Below are 15,246 nucleotides of genomic sequence, written 5' to 3' on the forward strand. Positions count from 1 at the left end.
AGGCGTGCAGATGACCGATCGCGACACGCCGCCGGCCCGTATTCCCACCGCAGCAAGGCCCCGCGCCACCGCCAGGGGCGATGTCCTGCCCACCCGTTCGGCGCTGTCGGCCCAGCGCAATAAGGTCGACAGCGCCGCCGAAGCCGCGGTGCAACTGGCGGCAAGCGGCATGCAGGACATCCTGGCCAGCCGGGCCGGCGATGGCACCGGCATGCTTGGCGCCATCAGCACCCTGCTCGACGGCCTGGCGCCGGACGAGGCCGCGCAACTGCGCAGCCTGATCCTGGAGGGCGAACCGGCCGCCTGGCAGGCCGGCCGCGAGCGCCACCCGGACGATGCGCTGTCCGCCGGCTGGCGCGAAGGCGCATACCCGTACCAGAACCTGATGTCGCGGCGCAACTATGAAAAGCAGAAGTACCGCCTGCAGGTGGAATTGCTCAAGTTCCAGGCATGGGTGCGCGAGACCGGCGAGCGCGTGGTGATCGTGTTCGAGGGGCGCGACGCCGCTGGCAAGGGCGGCACCATCAAACGCTTCATGGAACACATGAACCCGCGCGGCGCCCGCGTGGTGGCACTGGAAAAGCCTACCGAAGCCGAACGCGGGCAGTGGTACTTCCAGCGCTACGTGCAGCACCTGCCGTCCGCGGGGGAGATCGTTCTGTTCGACCGCTCCTGGTACAACCGTGCCGGCGTTGAGCATGTGATGGGCTTCTGCTCGACGCGCGAATACCAGGACTTCCTGCAACAGGCGCCGGATTTCGAGCGGCACCTGGTGCGCAGCGGCATCCACCTGTTCAAGTTCTGGTTCTCGGTCAGCCAGAAGGAGCAGCGCCGGCGCTTCCGCGAGCGCGAGGTCCATCCGCTCAAGCAATGGAAGCTCAGCCCGGTCGACGTGGCCTCGCTCGACAAATGGGACGACTACACCCGCGCCAAGGAAGCGATGTTCGCGCATACCGATACCGCCGATGCGCCATGGACGGTGATCCGCTCGGATTGCAAGAAGCGAGCGCGGCTCAATGCGCTGCGCTACATCCTGTCGCGCTTTGCCTATGCCAACCGGGACACCACCGCCATCGGCCAACCGGATCCGCTGATCGTCGGCCGGGCGCTGGCCAACTGACCGCGCGGCAATGCCGCACGACCCCCTTTTTGTCCGGTTCACGGCATTCGCCTCACCCCCAAAACAAGGACCTCATGTTCAAACACATCCTGCTCCCCGTCGACGGCTCGGAGCTTTCGCACCAGGCCGTCTCCGCCGCGATCCAGTTCGCCCGCACCGCGGCGGCGCGGCTCACGCCGTACATGTGCGTGGAGGGCTATCCGTATGTGCTGTCCAGCGACAGTTCGCACGAAAAGCGCGACGCCTACCAGCAACGCGTGGAAGCCGAGGCCCGCCGGGAACTCGGCAGGGTCGAGTCCGCGGCAGCGCTGGCCGGCGTGCCATGCACCGGCCATGTCTCCACCGCTTCGGCGCCGTACCAGGGCATCATCCATGCGGCCCAGGACCTGGGCTGCGATGTCATCTTCATGGCCTCGCATGGTCGCCGCGGACTCAGCGGGCTGCTGCTGGGCAGCGAAACGCAGAAAGTGCTGACCCATAGCGACATCCCGGTGCTGGTGTTCCGCTGATCCGGGCCGGCGCACCGGGCTTCGGCACATCGCCGGCCTTGCGGCTGCACTGCCGCTGCACTGCGGCGGAACTTCGGCGGCAGCACCGTGCTGTACCATATCGCCCATACTCGAGAACGCCCCTTCGTGCCGCGGCCCCAGGCCGCCGGACCAGCGCCCGGCCCGCCCCTGCGGGGGCGCTGTTCCGCGGCTCGCAAGGTGCGCTCGGCGCGGATCGGGCGGCACGACGCAGCCCACCGCCAGACAGGCTAAATGGCAATGGGATTGCAGAAGAAAACCGACCCTGAACAGGCACAGGCAGACGCCGCAGGCAGCCGCCACACGCCCATGATGCAGCAATATTTGCGCATCAAGGCGGACCACCCCGACACCCTGCTGTTTTACCGCATGGGTGACTTCTACGAACTCTTTCATGACGATGCCGAGAAGGCCGCGCGCCTGCTCGACATCACGCTGACCGCGCGCGGCGCCTCCAACGGCGTGCCGATCCGCATGGCCGGCATCCCCTTCCATTCGGCTGACCAGTACCTGGCGCGGCTGGTGAAGCTGGGCGAGTCGGTGGCGATCTGCGAGCAGATCGGCGACCCCGCCACCAGCAAGGGGCCGGTGGAGCGCAAGGTGGTGCGCATCGTCACCCCCGGCACGCTGACCGACGCCGCGCTGCTACCCGACAAGGCCGATACCTTCCTGATGGCCGTGCACCAGCAGACCACGCGCCGCGGCGTCAGCAAGACCGGCCTGGCGTGGCTGAACCTGGCCAGCGGCGAGTTGCGCCTGATGGAATGCGAAGCCGCGCTGCTGGGTCGCGAACTCGAGCGCATCCGCCCGGCCGAACTGCTGTACGCGGACGGCATCGAACTCCCTGCGCTGGCGTGCGCGCGCACGCGGCTGCCGGAATGGCATTTCGACCAGGACGCCGGCACGCGCCGGCTGCGCGAGCAGCTTGGCGTGGCCAGCCTGGACCCGTTCGGCTGCGCCGGGCTGGGGGCGGCGCTGGGCGCTGCCGGCGCGCTGCTGAACTACGCCGCCACCACACAGGGCCAGTCGCTGCGCCATGTGCAAGGCGTGAAGGTCGAGCGCGAATCGGAGTACGTCGGACTGGATTCCGCCACGCGGCGCAACCTGGAACTGACCGAAACGCTGCGCGGCGGCGAGTCGCCGACGCTGTTCTCATTGCTGGACACCTGCTGCACCGCCATGGGCAGCCGCGCGCTGCGCCACTGGCTGCACCATCCGCTGCGCGACCCGGCCCTGCCGCAGGCGCGCCAGCAGGCCATCGGCGTGCTGATCGACCAGGGCACCGACGCGCTGCGCGCGGCCCTGCGCCGGCTCGCCGACGTCGAGCGCATCACCTCGCGGCTCGCGCTGCTCAACGCCCGCCCGCGTGACCTGTCTTCGCTGCGCGACACGCTGCGCGCGCTGCCGGACGTGCAGGCTTGCATCCGCGATGACCAGGGCAGCGTGCTGCTGAAGCAAACCGTCCAAGACCTGGCCGTGCCGCAAGACTGCCTGGACTTGCTGGTGCGCGCCGTGGCCGAAGAGCCGGCCACCGTGGTGCGCGACGGCGGCGTGATCGCGCGCGGCTTTGATACCGAACTCGACGAGCTGCGCGATATCTCCGAGAACTGCGGCCAGTTCCTGATCGACCTGGAAGCGCGCGAGCGCACCCGCACCGGCATTGCCAACCTGCGTGTCGAATTCAACCGCGTGCACGGCTTCTATATCGAGGTCACCAACGGCCAGGCCGACAAGGTGCCGGACGACTACCGCCGTCGCCAGACCCTGAAGAACGCCGAGCGCTACATCACGCCCGAGCTGAAGGCGTTCGAGGACAAGGCGCTGTCGGCGCAGGACCGCGCGCTGGCGCGCGAGAAGCAGCTGTACGATGGCCTGCTGCAGGCGCTGCTGCCGCATATCGGCGAGTTGCAGTGCGTGGCCGGAGCGCTGGCGCGACTGGACGTGCTGGCGGCACTGGCCGAGCGCGCGCAGACGCTCGACTGGTCGGCGCCGGAGCGCGTCGCCGAGAACGTGGTCGATATCGTTCAGGGCCGGCACCCGGTGGTCGAAGGCCAGCTCGCGGCCGAGTCGGTCGCGTTCATCGCCAACGACTGCCAGCTCAACGAAGCGCGCAAGCTGTTGCTGATCACCGGCCCCAACATGGGCGGTAAATCGACCTTCATGCGCCAGACCGCGCTGATCGTGCTGCTGGCCTGCGTGGGCGCGTATGTGCCGGCGCGGCGGGCGGTGATCGGGCCGATCGACCGCATCTTCACCCGCATCGGCGCCGCCGATGACCTGGCGGGCGGGCGCTCGACCTTCATGGTCGAAATGACCGAAGCCGCCGGCATCCTGCACCACGCCACGCCGGCATCGCTGGTGCTGATGGACGAGATCGGGCGCGGCACCTCTACCTTCGACGGCCTGGCGCTGGCGTGGGCGATCGCGCGCCACCTGCTGTCGCACAACCGCAGCCATACCCTGTTCGCCACGCATTACTTCGAACTGACCCAGTTGCCGCAGGAGTTTCCGCAGGCGGCCAACGTGCACCTGTCGGCGGTCGAGCATGGCGACGGCATCGTGTTCCTGCATGCGGTGCAGGACGGCCCGGCCAGCCAGAGCTACGGCCTGCAGGTGGCGCAACTGGCCGGCGTGCCACAGCCGGTGATCCGCGCCGCGCGCAAGCACCTGGCCTGGCTGGAGCAGCAATCCGCCGACGCCACGCCCACGCCGCAGCTCGACCTGTTCACCGCGCCGCCGACGCCTGACGACGAGGCCTGGGACGATCGCGATGCCGGCACGGCCGCGGCCGCCGGCCCCGCCGCACTGGCGCCGGAGCAGGCTGCCGTGATCGATGCGCTGGCCGATCTGGATCCGGACACTCTGACGCCGCGCGCGGCGCTGGAGGCGTTGTACCGGCTCAAGGCGCTGGCGGGCGAGGCGGTCGATACGGCATGAACGCGCTGCGCCGTGCCCTGCCAACCCTGCTGCTGCCGTGGCTGTGCCTGACCGCCATGGCGGCTGCCGCGCCGCATGCGCTGGCGGCGCGGGCACCCGCCAAGCCCCAGGTGGTACGTATCGCGCTGATCGCCGACCTGCCGCAATGGCCCGCGGCGGAAGCCAATATGACGACGCTGCTCGACCACTTCGCCGAGCGCAAGCTGAACCTGGTGATCCACGCCGGCGGCATCAAGGGCGATACGGAATCGTGCAGCGACGCCGTGCTCGGCAGCCGCCAGCAGTTGCTGAACCAGTCGCCGCTGCCGCTGATCTATGTGCCAGGCGAAACCGACTGGTCCGAGTGCCGGCTGCCGGTCAACGGCAGCTTCGACCCGGTCGAGCGGCTGAACCGTTTGCGCGAACTGTTCTTCCCGGAAGATGCCACGCTCGGACGGCAGACGCGGCCCCTGGTGCGGCAATCGGACCAGGCGCTGTTCCGCAGCTTTCGCGAGAACATGCGCATGAGCATTGGCGACGTGCTGATCGTCGGCCTGAACGTACCGGGCGATAACAACCACTATCGCGACGAAGGCGGCCGCAACGGCGAGTTCGAGGACCGGCGCGAAGCCAACCGGCAGTGGCTGGCACGGGCGTTCTCGGTGGCGCGCCAGCGCGACCTGAACGGCATCGTCGTGGTCGCCCACGCCGATCCGCATTTTGCCAACGGCTGGGAGAAGAAGGGACGGCCCACGCTGCTCGACGGCTTTATGCGCCATCACGCGCGCGATGGCTACCTGGAATTCAAGCGGCAGCTGCGCGACCTGAGCGCGCGTTTCAGCGGCCAGGTGCTGCTGGTGCACGCCACCGGAAGCGGGGCCGACAGCGGCTTCGGCATCGACAAGCCGCTGCGCGATGCAGCCGGCAAGGTGATGCAGAACTTCACGCGCGTGTCGCTGCCGGCCAGCACAATCACCCAATGGGCCGAGTTGGTAATCACGCCCGCCGCGGCGTCGCCGTTCGCGGTCGTACTGAAGGATGCCCCGGCACCGCAGTGATGCGCGCGCCAAAGCAAAGAAGCCGGCAACGGCCGGCTTCCTGAGGGTAGCACTGGAACCGCTCAGTGCAGTGTGCGGGGCGTATCGTCGTCCTCGTCTTCGTCCACGACTTCAACGCCCGAGGCGCCGTGGGCGTGACCATGCTCAACTTCCTCGGCGGTGGCTTCGCGCACTTCGGAAACCTTCAGCCAGAAGCGCAGCGCCATGCCGGCCAGCGGATGGTTGCCATCCAGCACGACCTTGTCCTCGGCCACGTCGGTCACGGTATAGATGACGGAGTCTTCTTCGTCGCCATCCTCCGGCATGCCCTCGAACTGCATGCCGACTTCAAGCGGCTCGGGGAAGCGGTTGCGCGGCTCCACCTTCACCAGGTCGGCATCGTAGTCGCCGAACGCGTCTTCCGGCTCCAGCTGCAGTTGGGTCTCGAAGCCGGTGTCATGGCCGTCGAGCGCTTCCTCGATCTTGGGGAACGTGCCATCATAGCCGCCGTGCAAATAGACCATGGCTTCATCTGACTCCTCGATCAGATTGCCTTGCGTGTCCGACAGCTTGTACATCACGGACACCACCGTGTTCTTAGCGATTTTCAATTCTTGACTCCATGAACGATTCCGCATTATACGCGCAGGCCCTGCCCCCTGGCCCCGTCGATCCAGACACCCCGCTCGACCTGCTTGGTGGCATGACGCCTGCTGCATTCATGCGGGATATCTGGCATCGCAAGCCCTTGCTGATTCGACAGGCGGTTCCGGGAATTGTGCCGCCGGTGTCGCGCGATGCGCTTTTCGATCTCGCCGACCGCGACGATGTCGAATCGCGCCTGGTGACGCACTTCCGCAACCGCTGGAAGCTCGCGCATGGTCCATTTGCGCGCGAAAACCTGCCCGGCGTCAAGACCCGCCAGTGGACCCTGCTGGTGCAGGGCGTTAACCTCCACGATGCCGCCGCGGCGGAACTGATGAGCCGCTTCCGTTTCGTCCCCGACGCCCGCCTTGACGATGTGATGATCAGCTACGCCACCGACGGCGGCGGTGTCGGCCCGCACTTCGATTCCTATGATGTGTTCCTGCTGCAAGTCTCGGGCCGGCGCCGCTGGCGCATTTCGTCACAGGCCAGCCTCGAACTGATTCCCGACATGCCGCTGAAGATTCTTGCCGACTTCAGCGCCGAGCAGGAATGGGTGCTGGAACCCGGCGACATGCTGTATCTGCCCCCGCAATATGCGCACGACGGTATTGCCGAGGGCGAATGCATGACCTGCTCGATCGGTTTCCGCGCGCCCGCGTATCGTGAATTGGCCGGGCACTTCCTGGCCTGGTTGTCAGAAACGGTGGAAGACAACGAAGATCTCGGCGGCCGTTATGCCGATGCCGGCGAGCGCGCCGTGACACGCCCCGCGCAATTGCCTGCCGGCATGGCCAAGGCGGTGGCGGAACGGCTCAAGGCGCTGCAATGGAACAGCCAGATGGTGTCGGAATTCCTCGGCAGCCATCTGTCCGAACCCAAACCTGGCGTTGAATTTGCAGAGATCGCTGACCTGCCGTTGCGCCGTTATGCGACACTGGCGTCCCGGCATGGGGTGGTGCTGGCTCCGGCATCGATTGCGCTTTACGACCGGACCAATTTTTTCCTGAATGGCGAAGCCTACGAGCCGCCGGCTGAATTGATGCCGTGGCTGAAGAAGCTGGCCGATAATCGGCGGCTTAGTGCCCAGGAAGTTGAGACCTGTGCCGCCCTGCCTGACCTGATGGAAACCTTCCACCACTGGACCCTGGAGGGATGGCTGCAATTGGGGCCGCCGCTGTAATAATGCGTAACATTGCGAATCAGCAAATTTCGGCGCTACACAAGCCGGGAAAACGCGGATATAATCGTTGGCTGGCTAGTACTGTGGACCACTGCATATGTCGGCACCCGGGAGGGCCTAATTTTGCAGTTCAAGAGCGATAATTACCGGTAATTATTCATCGCCTGTTTTTCGTTATTACAAGTTAAAGGACGAACAATGAAGAAGTCTCTCCTGATCGCATCGCTGCTGGCCGCTGTTGCTCTCGCTGCTTGCGGCAAGAAGGAAGAAGCTGCCGCTCCGGCCGCTGACACGGCTGCTCCGGCTGCTACCGCTCCGGCTGCTGAAGCTTCGGCTCCGGCTGCTGAAGCCCCGGTTGCTCCGGCTGCTGAAGCCTCGGCCCCGGCTGCTGACGCCTCGGCTCCGGCTGCTGACGCTTCGGCTCCGGCCGCCAAGCAGTAATCGGTTTCTCACCGATAAAAAAACCGGCCTTCGGGCCGGTTTTTTTTTGGGGCGCGCCACCGCGTGGTCCTGCCCGGGTGCGCCCGCCCTTCAGGCCCGTACCGCCTGCCATGCCAGGCCTTCATCCTGGTCCGCCACCAGCACGTCGCTCGGCCTGGCGCCCAAGGCGGCCGCCAAGGCACCGGTGGCCAGTTCACGCGTATTGTTCTGCTTGCTCAGATGGGCCGCTACCACGCGGTTCAGCCCGTCATGGGCTACCTGCGCCAGGATGCTGGCCGCCACTTCATTGGCCAGGTGGCCAAAGTCGCCGCCGATGCGCCGCTTGAGCGAGGCCGGATAGACGGAATTGCGCAGCATCTCGCGGTCATGATTGCATTCCAGCACCAGTGCATCCACGCCCGCCAGGCGCGCGGTCACATAAGGCGTTTCCATGCCCGCATCGGTAAGCACGCCGAGCCGCGCGTGCCCGTCCGACAGCACGAACTGCACCGGCTCGCGCGCGTCGTGCGGCACCGTGTAGGGCAGCACCTGCAAGCCGCCGATGGCGAAGCCATGGTCGGCGCAGCAAACCCGGACGTCGGCCACATCGGCACCGCGCAGGCGCGAGGTGGCCAGCCAGGTACCGTGGCTGGTATAGACCGCCAGGCGATGGCGCGCGGCAAACGCATAGGCAGAACCGACATGATCGCCATGCTCGTGCGTGACCAGCACCGCGTCGAGCTGGTCCGGCGTGACACCCAAGCGCTCCAGGCGCCGGGCCGTCTCGCGGATGCCAAAGCCGCAGTCCAGCAGCACGCGGGTAGTGGTGGTGTCTTCGCGGGATTCGATCAGCAGCGAGTTGCCCTCGCTGCCGCTGCCGAGGAAGGCGAAGCGCATCATGGCTGCGCCCTCCCCGCCAGGCACCGGCCAGGATGGCCGGCTGGCAAGCCAGCAATCATGCGCCGGCTCAGTGCAGTTGCTCGTCGAGCAGCGACAGGATGCGCTTGCCGACCTCGCCGTTCTCGGGCTGGCCGGCATCGTTGAGCACCGTCACCAGCGTGCCGCTGCCCGTGCCCTTGAGCGAGACGCGGTACTTCTTGGCGGTCTTGGGATCGTCCGGCTTGGTGAACAGCTTTGAGAAGAAGCCGCGGTTGTCGACGGTGTTGCGCGGGTCGACATAGCGCACGAAATACAGCCCTTGCGCGCGATCGCGGTCTTCAACGGTAAAGTTCACGCGATCCAGCGACAGGCCCACCGAGCGCCAGGCGCGATCGAACGGCTCGGGCAACTGCAGCGCGGGGGCACCGTTGACCTGCGCCAGGTACGACTTGTTCGGCGTAGCGGCGGCGGTGGCGTCGGCAGCGGTGCCGGCGGCTGCGGCCGCCCCGTCAGTGGCGGCGGCGTTGCCAGCCGGCGCCGGGTTCTTGGCCATGCGGTCGGCCTGCTCCTTCTGCACGCCCAGGCGCTGGGCCAGGCGCGACAGGAATTCGGCCTCCAGCTCAGGATCGGCCGGGCGCGGGGTCCACACCGTGCTCGACTTGTCGATGCCGGTCAGCTGTTCCTGCGCACCGCGGTGGCTGATGAAGACTTCCAGCGTGCCGTTCTGCGAGCGCTCGACTCTGGTGCGGAACTTGTCGCGCTCCGAGGTCGAGTACAGGCCATCGAACACCTTGCCGATGGTATTGCGGATGATGTCCTGCGGGATCTTGGCGCGATTTTCGGCCCAGTCGGTTTCCATGATGCCGGTCTCGGGCGAGTCCTGCACCAGCAGGAAACCGCTTTCCTGCCAGAAGCCGCGCAGTTGTTGCCACAGCTGGTCGCCGCGCATGCCGTTGCTGATCACCAGCCAGCGCTGGTTGCCGTCGCGTTCCATGCGGATGCCCTGCGCCGAGGGCAGTACGTTCTCGGTCGGCGATTGCTCGCGGACCTTGGTGGCCTGGCTGTAGGTCGACAGCGTCGAGGTGCCGTTCGCATCAGGCACCGAATAACGGCGGTCGCCTTCCAGCTTGGTCAGGTCGGGCGGCACGTCCAGCGTGGGGGTGCGCTTCGAGGCCGACGACTTGTAGTCGATCTTGTCGGGCTGCATGGCCTCGTTGATGCTGCTGCAGCCGGTCATCACACCGACGGCGAGTACGGGCACAACCAGGGCGGCGCGGCGGACTTGCGTCGTGCCGCGGCGGTTAAGCTTCAGTTTCATTGACACGCAATCCTAGTAGATAAGGCGGACAGCAGGACGCCGCGAAAAATCAGGCCAGCAGGCCGGCGGCGGCCAGTGCCTTGCGTACGTAGTCGTGGTTGCCCTCGGACAGCGGGGTCAGCGGCAGGCGGATGCCGCCTGCCATCTTGCCCATCTGCTGGAGCGCCCACTTGACCGGGATCGGATTGGCTTCGATGAACATGGCCTGGTTCAGCCCGATCATTTCCATGTGCAGGCGGCGCGCGGTGACGACGTCGCCCTTCAGTGCCGCCGCGCACATTTCATGCATCTTGCGCGGCGCCACGTTCGCGGTCACCGAGATATTGCCGTGACCGCCCAGCAGGATCAGCGCCACCGCCGTGGGATCGTCGCCGCTGTAGATGGCGAAGCCTTCCGGCGCGCCCTTGATCAGCTGCGCGGCACGGTCGATGTTGCCAGTCGCTTCCTTGACGCCGACGATGCCCGGCACCTGCGCCAGGCGCAGAATGGTCTCGTTGTTCATGTCCGCGACCGTGCGGCCGGGGACGTTGTACAGCAGCACCGGCAGGTCCACCGCCTCGGCGATGGTGCGGAAATGCCGGTACATGCCTTCCTGGGTCGGCTTGTTGTAGTACGGCACGACCTGCAGCGAGGCATCGGCGCCCACCTTCTTGGCGAAGGCGGTCAGCTCGATGGCTTCCTTGGTGGAATTGCCGCCGGTCCCGGCGATGATCGGAATGCGCTTGCCGGCCTGTTCGACAGCAACGCGGATCAGTTCGCAGTGCTCCTCGACGGTCACCGTCGGCGACTCGCCGGTGGTGCCTACGATCACGATGGCGTCGGTGCCTTCGGCAACGTGCCAGTCGACCAGTGCGCGCAGGGCCGGGAAGTCCAGGCTGCCGTCCTCCTGCATCGGGGTGACGATGGCGACGATGCTGCCGGTAATCTGTGTCATAACGTTAGGGAATTCGGGATGCGAATAACGGGATTGTACCGGAACCGCCGGCCGCTTCGACCGCTGCCCGGACAGGGGTTGATACCAACTGTTTCAACGCGTGCGGCGCCGTTCGCGCCGACAGCGCGGCGCACCGCTCAGGGATCGAGCCGGTAGCGTGGCGGCGCGGCCGCCCCGGCGGCCGCTGTCGCCTCGCGCACCGCACATAGGCGCTGCACGAAGGCTGTTTTCGGCACTTCCACCAGGCCGTCTTCATATGCAACCACCCGCAGCCCCTGTTCGCGCGCCACGTCGAGCAACTCGCCAGGGCGCAGCAGGAAATCCGGCCGCGACGGCTTGCCGACGGTCTCGTTGCCGGCGGCGAAGGTTTCATAGATCCAGCAACCGCCCGGCGCCAGCGCGGCCGCCAGGTGCGGCCATAGCGGCCGGTGCAGGTAGTTGGTGACGACGATGGCGTCGAACGGCGCCTCGCCGGCCAGCGGCCACACGCCCTGCTCCAGGTCGGCCACCCGCCCGGCCACACCGGCCGGCAGGCCGGCAATGGCGTCGGCATCGCGGTCGAGCGCCAGCACCTGGTGGCCGCGCGCGGCCAGCCAGGCGGCATGGCGCCCGCTGCCGCAGGCCAGGTCCAGCACGCGCGCGCCCGGGTGCAGCAGGTGGGCCCAGCGCGTGACCCACGCGGAGGGGGTGGCAATGCCGGCGTGCGACAACGTCATGGCAGCCCCGTCAATTGAGCAATACCATGATCGGGCGCAGCAGCAGCTCGATCAGGGACATCAGCGCATTGACCACCGGCGTCATCCAGATCGTGGTGATCACGCCCGCGGCGACCAGCGCCAGCACCACGAAAATGCCGTAGGGCTCGACGCGGGCTACCGCGCGCGCAATCCCTTGCGGCAGCAGCGCGGTCAGCACGCGGCCGCCATCCAGCGGCGGCACCGGGAACAGGTTGAAGGCGGCCACTACCAGGTTGACGCGCACGCCGGCTAGCGCCATCTCGCCGAAAAACGGCTCGCGCACGCCGCCCCAGGTCAGGCCGATCGCCAGCAGCACCCAGACGAAGGCCTGCACCACATTGCTGGCGGGACCCGCCAGCGCCACCCACATGCCATGCCAGCGCGGGTTGCGCAGGCGCTCGAACACCACCGGCACCGGCTTGGCGTAGCCGAACACGAACTGGCCGCTGGTCATGATGTACAGCAGCAGCGGCACGGCGATGGTGCCGATGGGGTCGATATGGCGGATCGGGTTCAGGCTGACGCGCCCGAGTGCATAGGCGGTGTTGTCGCCGAACACCTTGGCCACGTAGCCGTGCGAGGCCTCGTGCAGCGTGATGGCGAACAGCACCGGCAGGGCATAGACCGCGAAGGTCTGGATAAGGGAGGAATCCATGAGCGCTATTGTAGCGGCCCGCCGGCGCCCGGGCGCACGCTGATGCACCCGACTGAAAGCGCGGCGGCGCTGCCGGTCAGAGGCCGAAGCGAGCGATGTCGCCGCGGCCCGCGCGGACCAGTTCCGGCTCGCCGCCCGTCAGGTCGATCACCGTGGTCGGCTGCGCCGGGGCCGGGCCGCCGTCCACCACCAGGTCGAGCTGCTTTTCCAGCCGTGCGCGGATTTGGGCCGGGTCGTTGAGCGGTGCCTCGTCGCCCGGCAGCTGCAGCGTCGCCGAGATCAGCGGCTCGCCGGTTTCGCCCAGCAACGCCAGCGGGATGGCATGCTCGGGCACGCGCACGCCGATGGTCTTGCGCGCCGGGTGCGACAGCCGCCGTGGCACTTCCTTGGTCGCTTCCAGGATAAACACGTACGGGCCCGGCGTGGCGCCCTTGAGCCAGCGGTACTGCCGGTTGTCGACGCGGGCAAAGTTGCCGAGTTCGGACAGGTCGCGGCACATCAGCGTCAGGTGGTGGCGGTCGTCGATGCCACGCAGCCGGCGCAGGCGCTCGACCGCGGCCTTGTCGTCGAGCCGGCACGCCAGCGCATAGCTGGAGTCGGTCGGCAGCGCGATCAGCCCGCCTTTCTGCAGGATCTGGGCCGCCTGCTTGACCAGGCGCGACTGCGGGTTGAGCGGATGGATCTCAAAGTACTGGGACATGGACCAGGGAGCGGAGTCGGATCAAACGGAGCGGCATCCGGGGTCTGGCCCCGGCCAGGCGGGGCGCGCCTACCAGTCGTGCCAGACCGGTGTGACCGTGGGCGGCAGCGGCGGCAGCTTGCCGAGCTCCACCCGGCCTTCGCCGGGGCCGTGAAAGTCAGTGCCGCGCGAAGCCATCAGCCCGTAGTGCCGCGCCACTTCGGCGTAGCGGCGGTACTGGTCGGGCGTATGGCTGCCGGTCACCACCTCGACCGCGCCGCCGCCCAGCGCCGTGAATTCATCGAACAGCGCGTCGTGCTGGGTGTCGGTGTAGTGGTAGCGGCCCGGGTGCGCCATCACCGCGATGCCGCCGGCCGCGCGGATCCAGCGCACCGCTTCGCCCAGGCTGGCCCAGCGGTGCCCGACATAGCCGGGGCGGCCCTCCGACAGGTACTCGCTGAAGACATCGCCGATGGTGGCGCAACGGCCCCGGTCGACCAGCCATCGCGCGAAATGCGTGCGCGAGATCAGGTCCGGATTGCCCACGTACTGCAAGGCGCCTTCATAAGCCCCGGTGATGCCCACTCTGGCCAGCGCGTCCGCGATGTCGCGCGCGCGCCGCGCCCGGCCCGAGCGGGTCTCGGTCAGGCCATCGATCAGTTCCGGGCAGAACGGGTCGATCTGCAGGCCGACGATATGCACGGTCTGCCCCGCCCATGTCACCGAGATCTCGACGCCCGGCACATAGCGCATGCCGAATTCTTCGGCGGCGGCGCGTGCCTCGGCCTGCCCGCCCAGCTCGTCGTGGTCGGTCAGCGCCCAGAACGCAACCCCCGCGTCGCGGGCGATCTGCGCCACGGCGCGCGGCGCGAGCGTGCCGTCGGAAACGGTGGAATGGCAATGCAGGTCGGCATTGATGGCGTGGGCGTTTTGCATGGGGGCATTCTACTCCGGTCGCCCCTGGCCTGCGTGGCGCCGGCGCAGCCGGCAGCCCGCGCAAAGCCATGCCGGCAACGCTGGCGTCGGCGGAAAGCCGGTGGGTGCGGGGTATAGTCGGGCTTTGCACCGTCGATTCGCGGGCACATGGCGTGCCTGCCATGCCCCATGCCCATCGCTACCCCTGCTGCCGCCCCCGTCACCGCCACCGACGTACTGATCGTGGGTGCCGGTCCGGTCGGCCTGTTCGCTGCCTTCCAGGCTGGCGTGCTAGGCCTGAAATGTGAGCTGATCGATGTGCTCGACCGCGCCGGCGGCCAGTGCACCGAGCTCTATCCCGAGAAGCCGATCTACGACATTCCCGCCGTGCCGGGATGCCTGGCGCAGGAGCTGGTGGACCGGCTGCTGGAGCAATGCGCCCCCTTCGACTTCCCGATGCACTTTGGCCAGCGTGCCGAAAGCGTAGCGGAAATCCCGGCGCCGGAAGGCCGTGCCGGGCACGAACGCCTGCTGGTGACGACCGACGGCGGCAAGCGCTTCGAGGTCGCCGCGGTGCTGGTCTGCGCCGGCGCCGGCGCGTTCGCGCCGCAACGCGTAGCGCTGCCGGAGGCCCCGGCGCTGGAGGGCCGCCACGTACACTACGCGGTGCGTGATGTGTCGCACTTCGCGGGCAAGCGCGTGATCGTGGCCGGCGGCGGCGACTCGGCCCTGGACTGGGCGCTGGCGCTGCGCAAGGTCGCCGCGCGGGTGACGCTGCTGCACCGGCGCGAAGGCTTTCGCGCCGCGGACGGCACCGTGGCCGAGATGCGCAGCGCGGTGGCCGCGGGCGAGATGGACTTCGTGGTCGGCATGCTGGGGGCGCTCCGCACTGCTGGCGACGGCGGCACGCTCAGCGAAGTCGAAGTGCGTACCCGCGATGGCAGCGCCGTACTGCCGGCCGAGGAACTGGTGGCCCTGTACGGCCTGGTGTCCGAGCCCGGCCCGATCGCGCAGTGGGACCTGGATATGCGCGCGGGCCGCATCCTGGTCGACACCACCACCTATGAAAGCTCGCGCCGCGGCATCTTTGCCGCGGGCGATATCGCGTTCTACCCCAACAAGCAAAAGCTGATCCTGTCAGGCTTCCACGAGGCCGCGCTGGCGCTGCGCCGCGCCTACCATTACGCGTTCCCGGAAAAGGCGCTGGTGCACGTGCACACCAGCAACAACGCCGCGCTGAAGGAAAAGCTGACGCACGCCTGAGCGAACGCAGGCGCCGGT

15 protein-coding genes are annotated in these 15,246 nt (G+C 67.7%); 7 read left to right on the plus strand and 8 right to left on the minus strand.

What is annotated here, in order from left to right:
- Positions 1-10 precede the first annotated feature (10 nt).
- The 4 genes from ppk2 (at position 11) to E5S69_RS25865 (ending at position 5,621) form a co-directional block, all read left to right on the plus strand.
- Positions 11-1,120 (plus strand): polyphosphate kinase 2, encoded by a 1,110-nt coding sequence (ppk2, locus tag E5S69_RS25850; RefSeq protein WP_171517306.1) that lies wholly within the window; start codon positions 11-13, stop codon positions 1,118-1,120.
- A 74-nt stretch (positions 1,121-1,194) separates the two neighbouring features.
- On the plus strand, positions 1,195-1,629 hold the full coding sequence (locus E5S69_RS25855; RefSeq protein WP_171517307.1) for a universal stress protein: 435 nt from the start codon (positions 1,195-1,197) through the stop codon (positions 1,627-1,629).
- Between the two features lie 258 nt (positions 1,630-1,887).
- The gene (gene mutS / locus E5S69_RS25860; protein WP_171517364.1) at positions 1,888-4,584 is read left to right on the plus strand and encodes a DNA mismatch repair protein MutS; all 2,697 of its coding nucleotides are present in this window, start codon (positions 1,888-1,890) and stop codon (positions 4,582-4,584) included.
- The gene (locus tag E5S69_RS25865; protein ID WP_171517308.1) at positions 4,581-5,621 is read left to right on the plus strand and encodes a hypothetical protein; all 1,041 of its coding nucleotides are present in this window, start codon (positions 4,581-4,583) and stop codon (positions 5,619-5,621) included. The genes mutS and E5S69_RS25865 overlap by 4 nt, the downstream gene beginning before the upstream one ends.
- A gap of 62 nt (positions 5,622-5,683) precedes the next feature.
- On the opposite strand, the gene E5S69_RS25870 is transcribed toward E5S69_RS25865, so the two are convergent.
- On the minus strand, positions 5,684-6,211 hold the full coding sequence (locus E5S69_RS25870) for an FKBP-type peptidyl-prolyl cis-trans isomerase (RefSeq protein WP_171517309.1): 528 nt from the start codon (positions 6,209-6,211) through the stop codon (positions 5,684-5,686).
- Positions 6,212-6,222: 11 nt separating this feature from the next.
- Here E5S69_RS25870 and E5S69_RS25875 point away from each other — a divergent pair, with 11 nt between their 5' ends.
- The gene (locus E5S69_RS25875; RefSeq protein ID WP_171517310.1) at positions 6,223-7,428 is read left to right on the plus strand and encodes a cupin domain-containing protein; all 1,206 of its coding nucleotides are present in this window, start codon (positions 6,223-6,225) and stop codon (positions 7,426-7,428) included.
- Positions 7,429-7,626: 198 nt separating this feature from the next.
- Positions 7,627-7,869: a hypothetical protein gene (locus tag E5S69_RS32485; RefSeq protein ID WP_236901434.1), complete on the plus strand. Its 243-nt coding sequence runs from the start codon at positions 7,627-7,629 to the stop codon at positions 7,867-7,869.
- Positions 7,870-7,959: 90 nt separating this feature from the next.
- Here the strand turns inward: E5S69_RS32485 and E5S69_RS25880 are convergent, their stop codons facing one another.
- From E5S69_RS25880 to E5S69_RS25910, 7 genes are all read right to left on the minus strand, one after another.
- The gene (locus E5S69_RS25880) at positions 7,960-8,748 is read right to left on the minus strand and encodes an MBL fold metallo-hydrolase (RefSeq protein ID WP_171517311.1); all 789 of its coding nucleotides are present in this window, start codon (positions 8,746-8,748) and stop codon (positions 7,960-7,962) included.
- Between the two features lie 67 nt (positions 8,749-8,815).
- Entirely contained in the window at positions 8,816-10,045 is a 1,230-nt protein-coding gene (bamC, locus tag E5S69_RS25885) for an outer membrane protein assembly factor BamC (RefSeq protein WP_171517312.1), read from the minus strand.
- Positions 10,046-10,094: 49 nt separating this feature from the next.
- The gene (gene dapA / locus E5S69_RS25890; protein WP_171517313.1) at positions 10,095-10,979 is read right to left on the minus strand and encodes a 4-hydroxy-tetrahydrodipicolinate synthase; all 885 of its coding nucleotides are present in this window, start codon (positions 10,977-10,979) and stop codon (positions 10,095-10,097) included.
- Between the two features lie 137 nt (positions 10,980-11,116).
- A complete protein-coding gene (locus E5S69_RS25895) occupies positions 11,117-11,695 on the minus strand; it encodes a class I SAM-dependent methyltransferase (RefSeq protein WP_171517314.1) in 579 nt (192 codons plus the stop codon).
- 10 nt (positions 11,696-11,705) lie between these two features.
- On the minus strand, positions 11,706-12,371 hold the full coding sequence (locus tag E5S69_RS25900) for a site-2 protease family protein (RefSeq protein ID WP_171517315.1): 666 nt from the start codon (positions 12,369-12,371) through the stop codon (positions 11,706-11,708).
- Between the two features lie 76 nt (positions 12,372-12,447).
- Positions 12,448-13,071 (minus strand): L-threonylcarbamoyladenylate synthase, encoded by a 624-nt coding sequence (locus E5S69_RS25905; protein ID WP_171517316.1) that lies wholly within the window; start codon positions 13,069-13,071, stop codon positions 12,448-12,450.
- A 69-nt stretch (positions 13,072-13,140) separates the two neighbouring features.
- Positions 13,141-13,986 carry a 3',5'-nucleoside bisphosphate phosphatase gene (locus E5S69_RS25910; protein ID WP_171517317.1) on the minus strand — a complete coding sequence of 282 codons (846 nt, stop codon included), beginning with the start codon at positions 13,984-13,986 and terminating at the stop codon, positions 13,141-13,143.
- Between the two features lie 168 nt (positions 13,987-14,154).
- Between E5S69_RS25910 and E5S69_RS25915 the strand changes: the two genes are divergently transcribed.
- Entirely contained in the window at positions 14,155-15,228 is a 1,074-nt protein-coding gene (locus E5S69_RS25915) for an NAD(P)/FAD-dependent oxidoreductase (RefSeq protein WP_171517318.1), read from the plus strand.
- Positions 15,229-15,246: the final 18 nt, after the last annotated feature.

It is taken from the genome of Cupriavidus necator (assembly GCF_013141915.1).
Classification (GTDB): domain Bacteria; phylum Pseudomonadota; class Gammaproteobacteria; order Burkholderiales; family Burkholderiaceae; genus Cupriavidus; species Cupriavidus necator_B.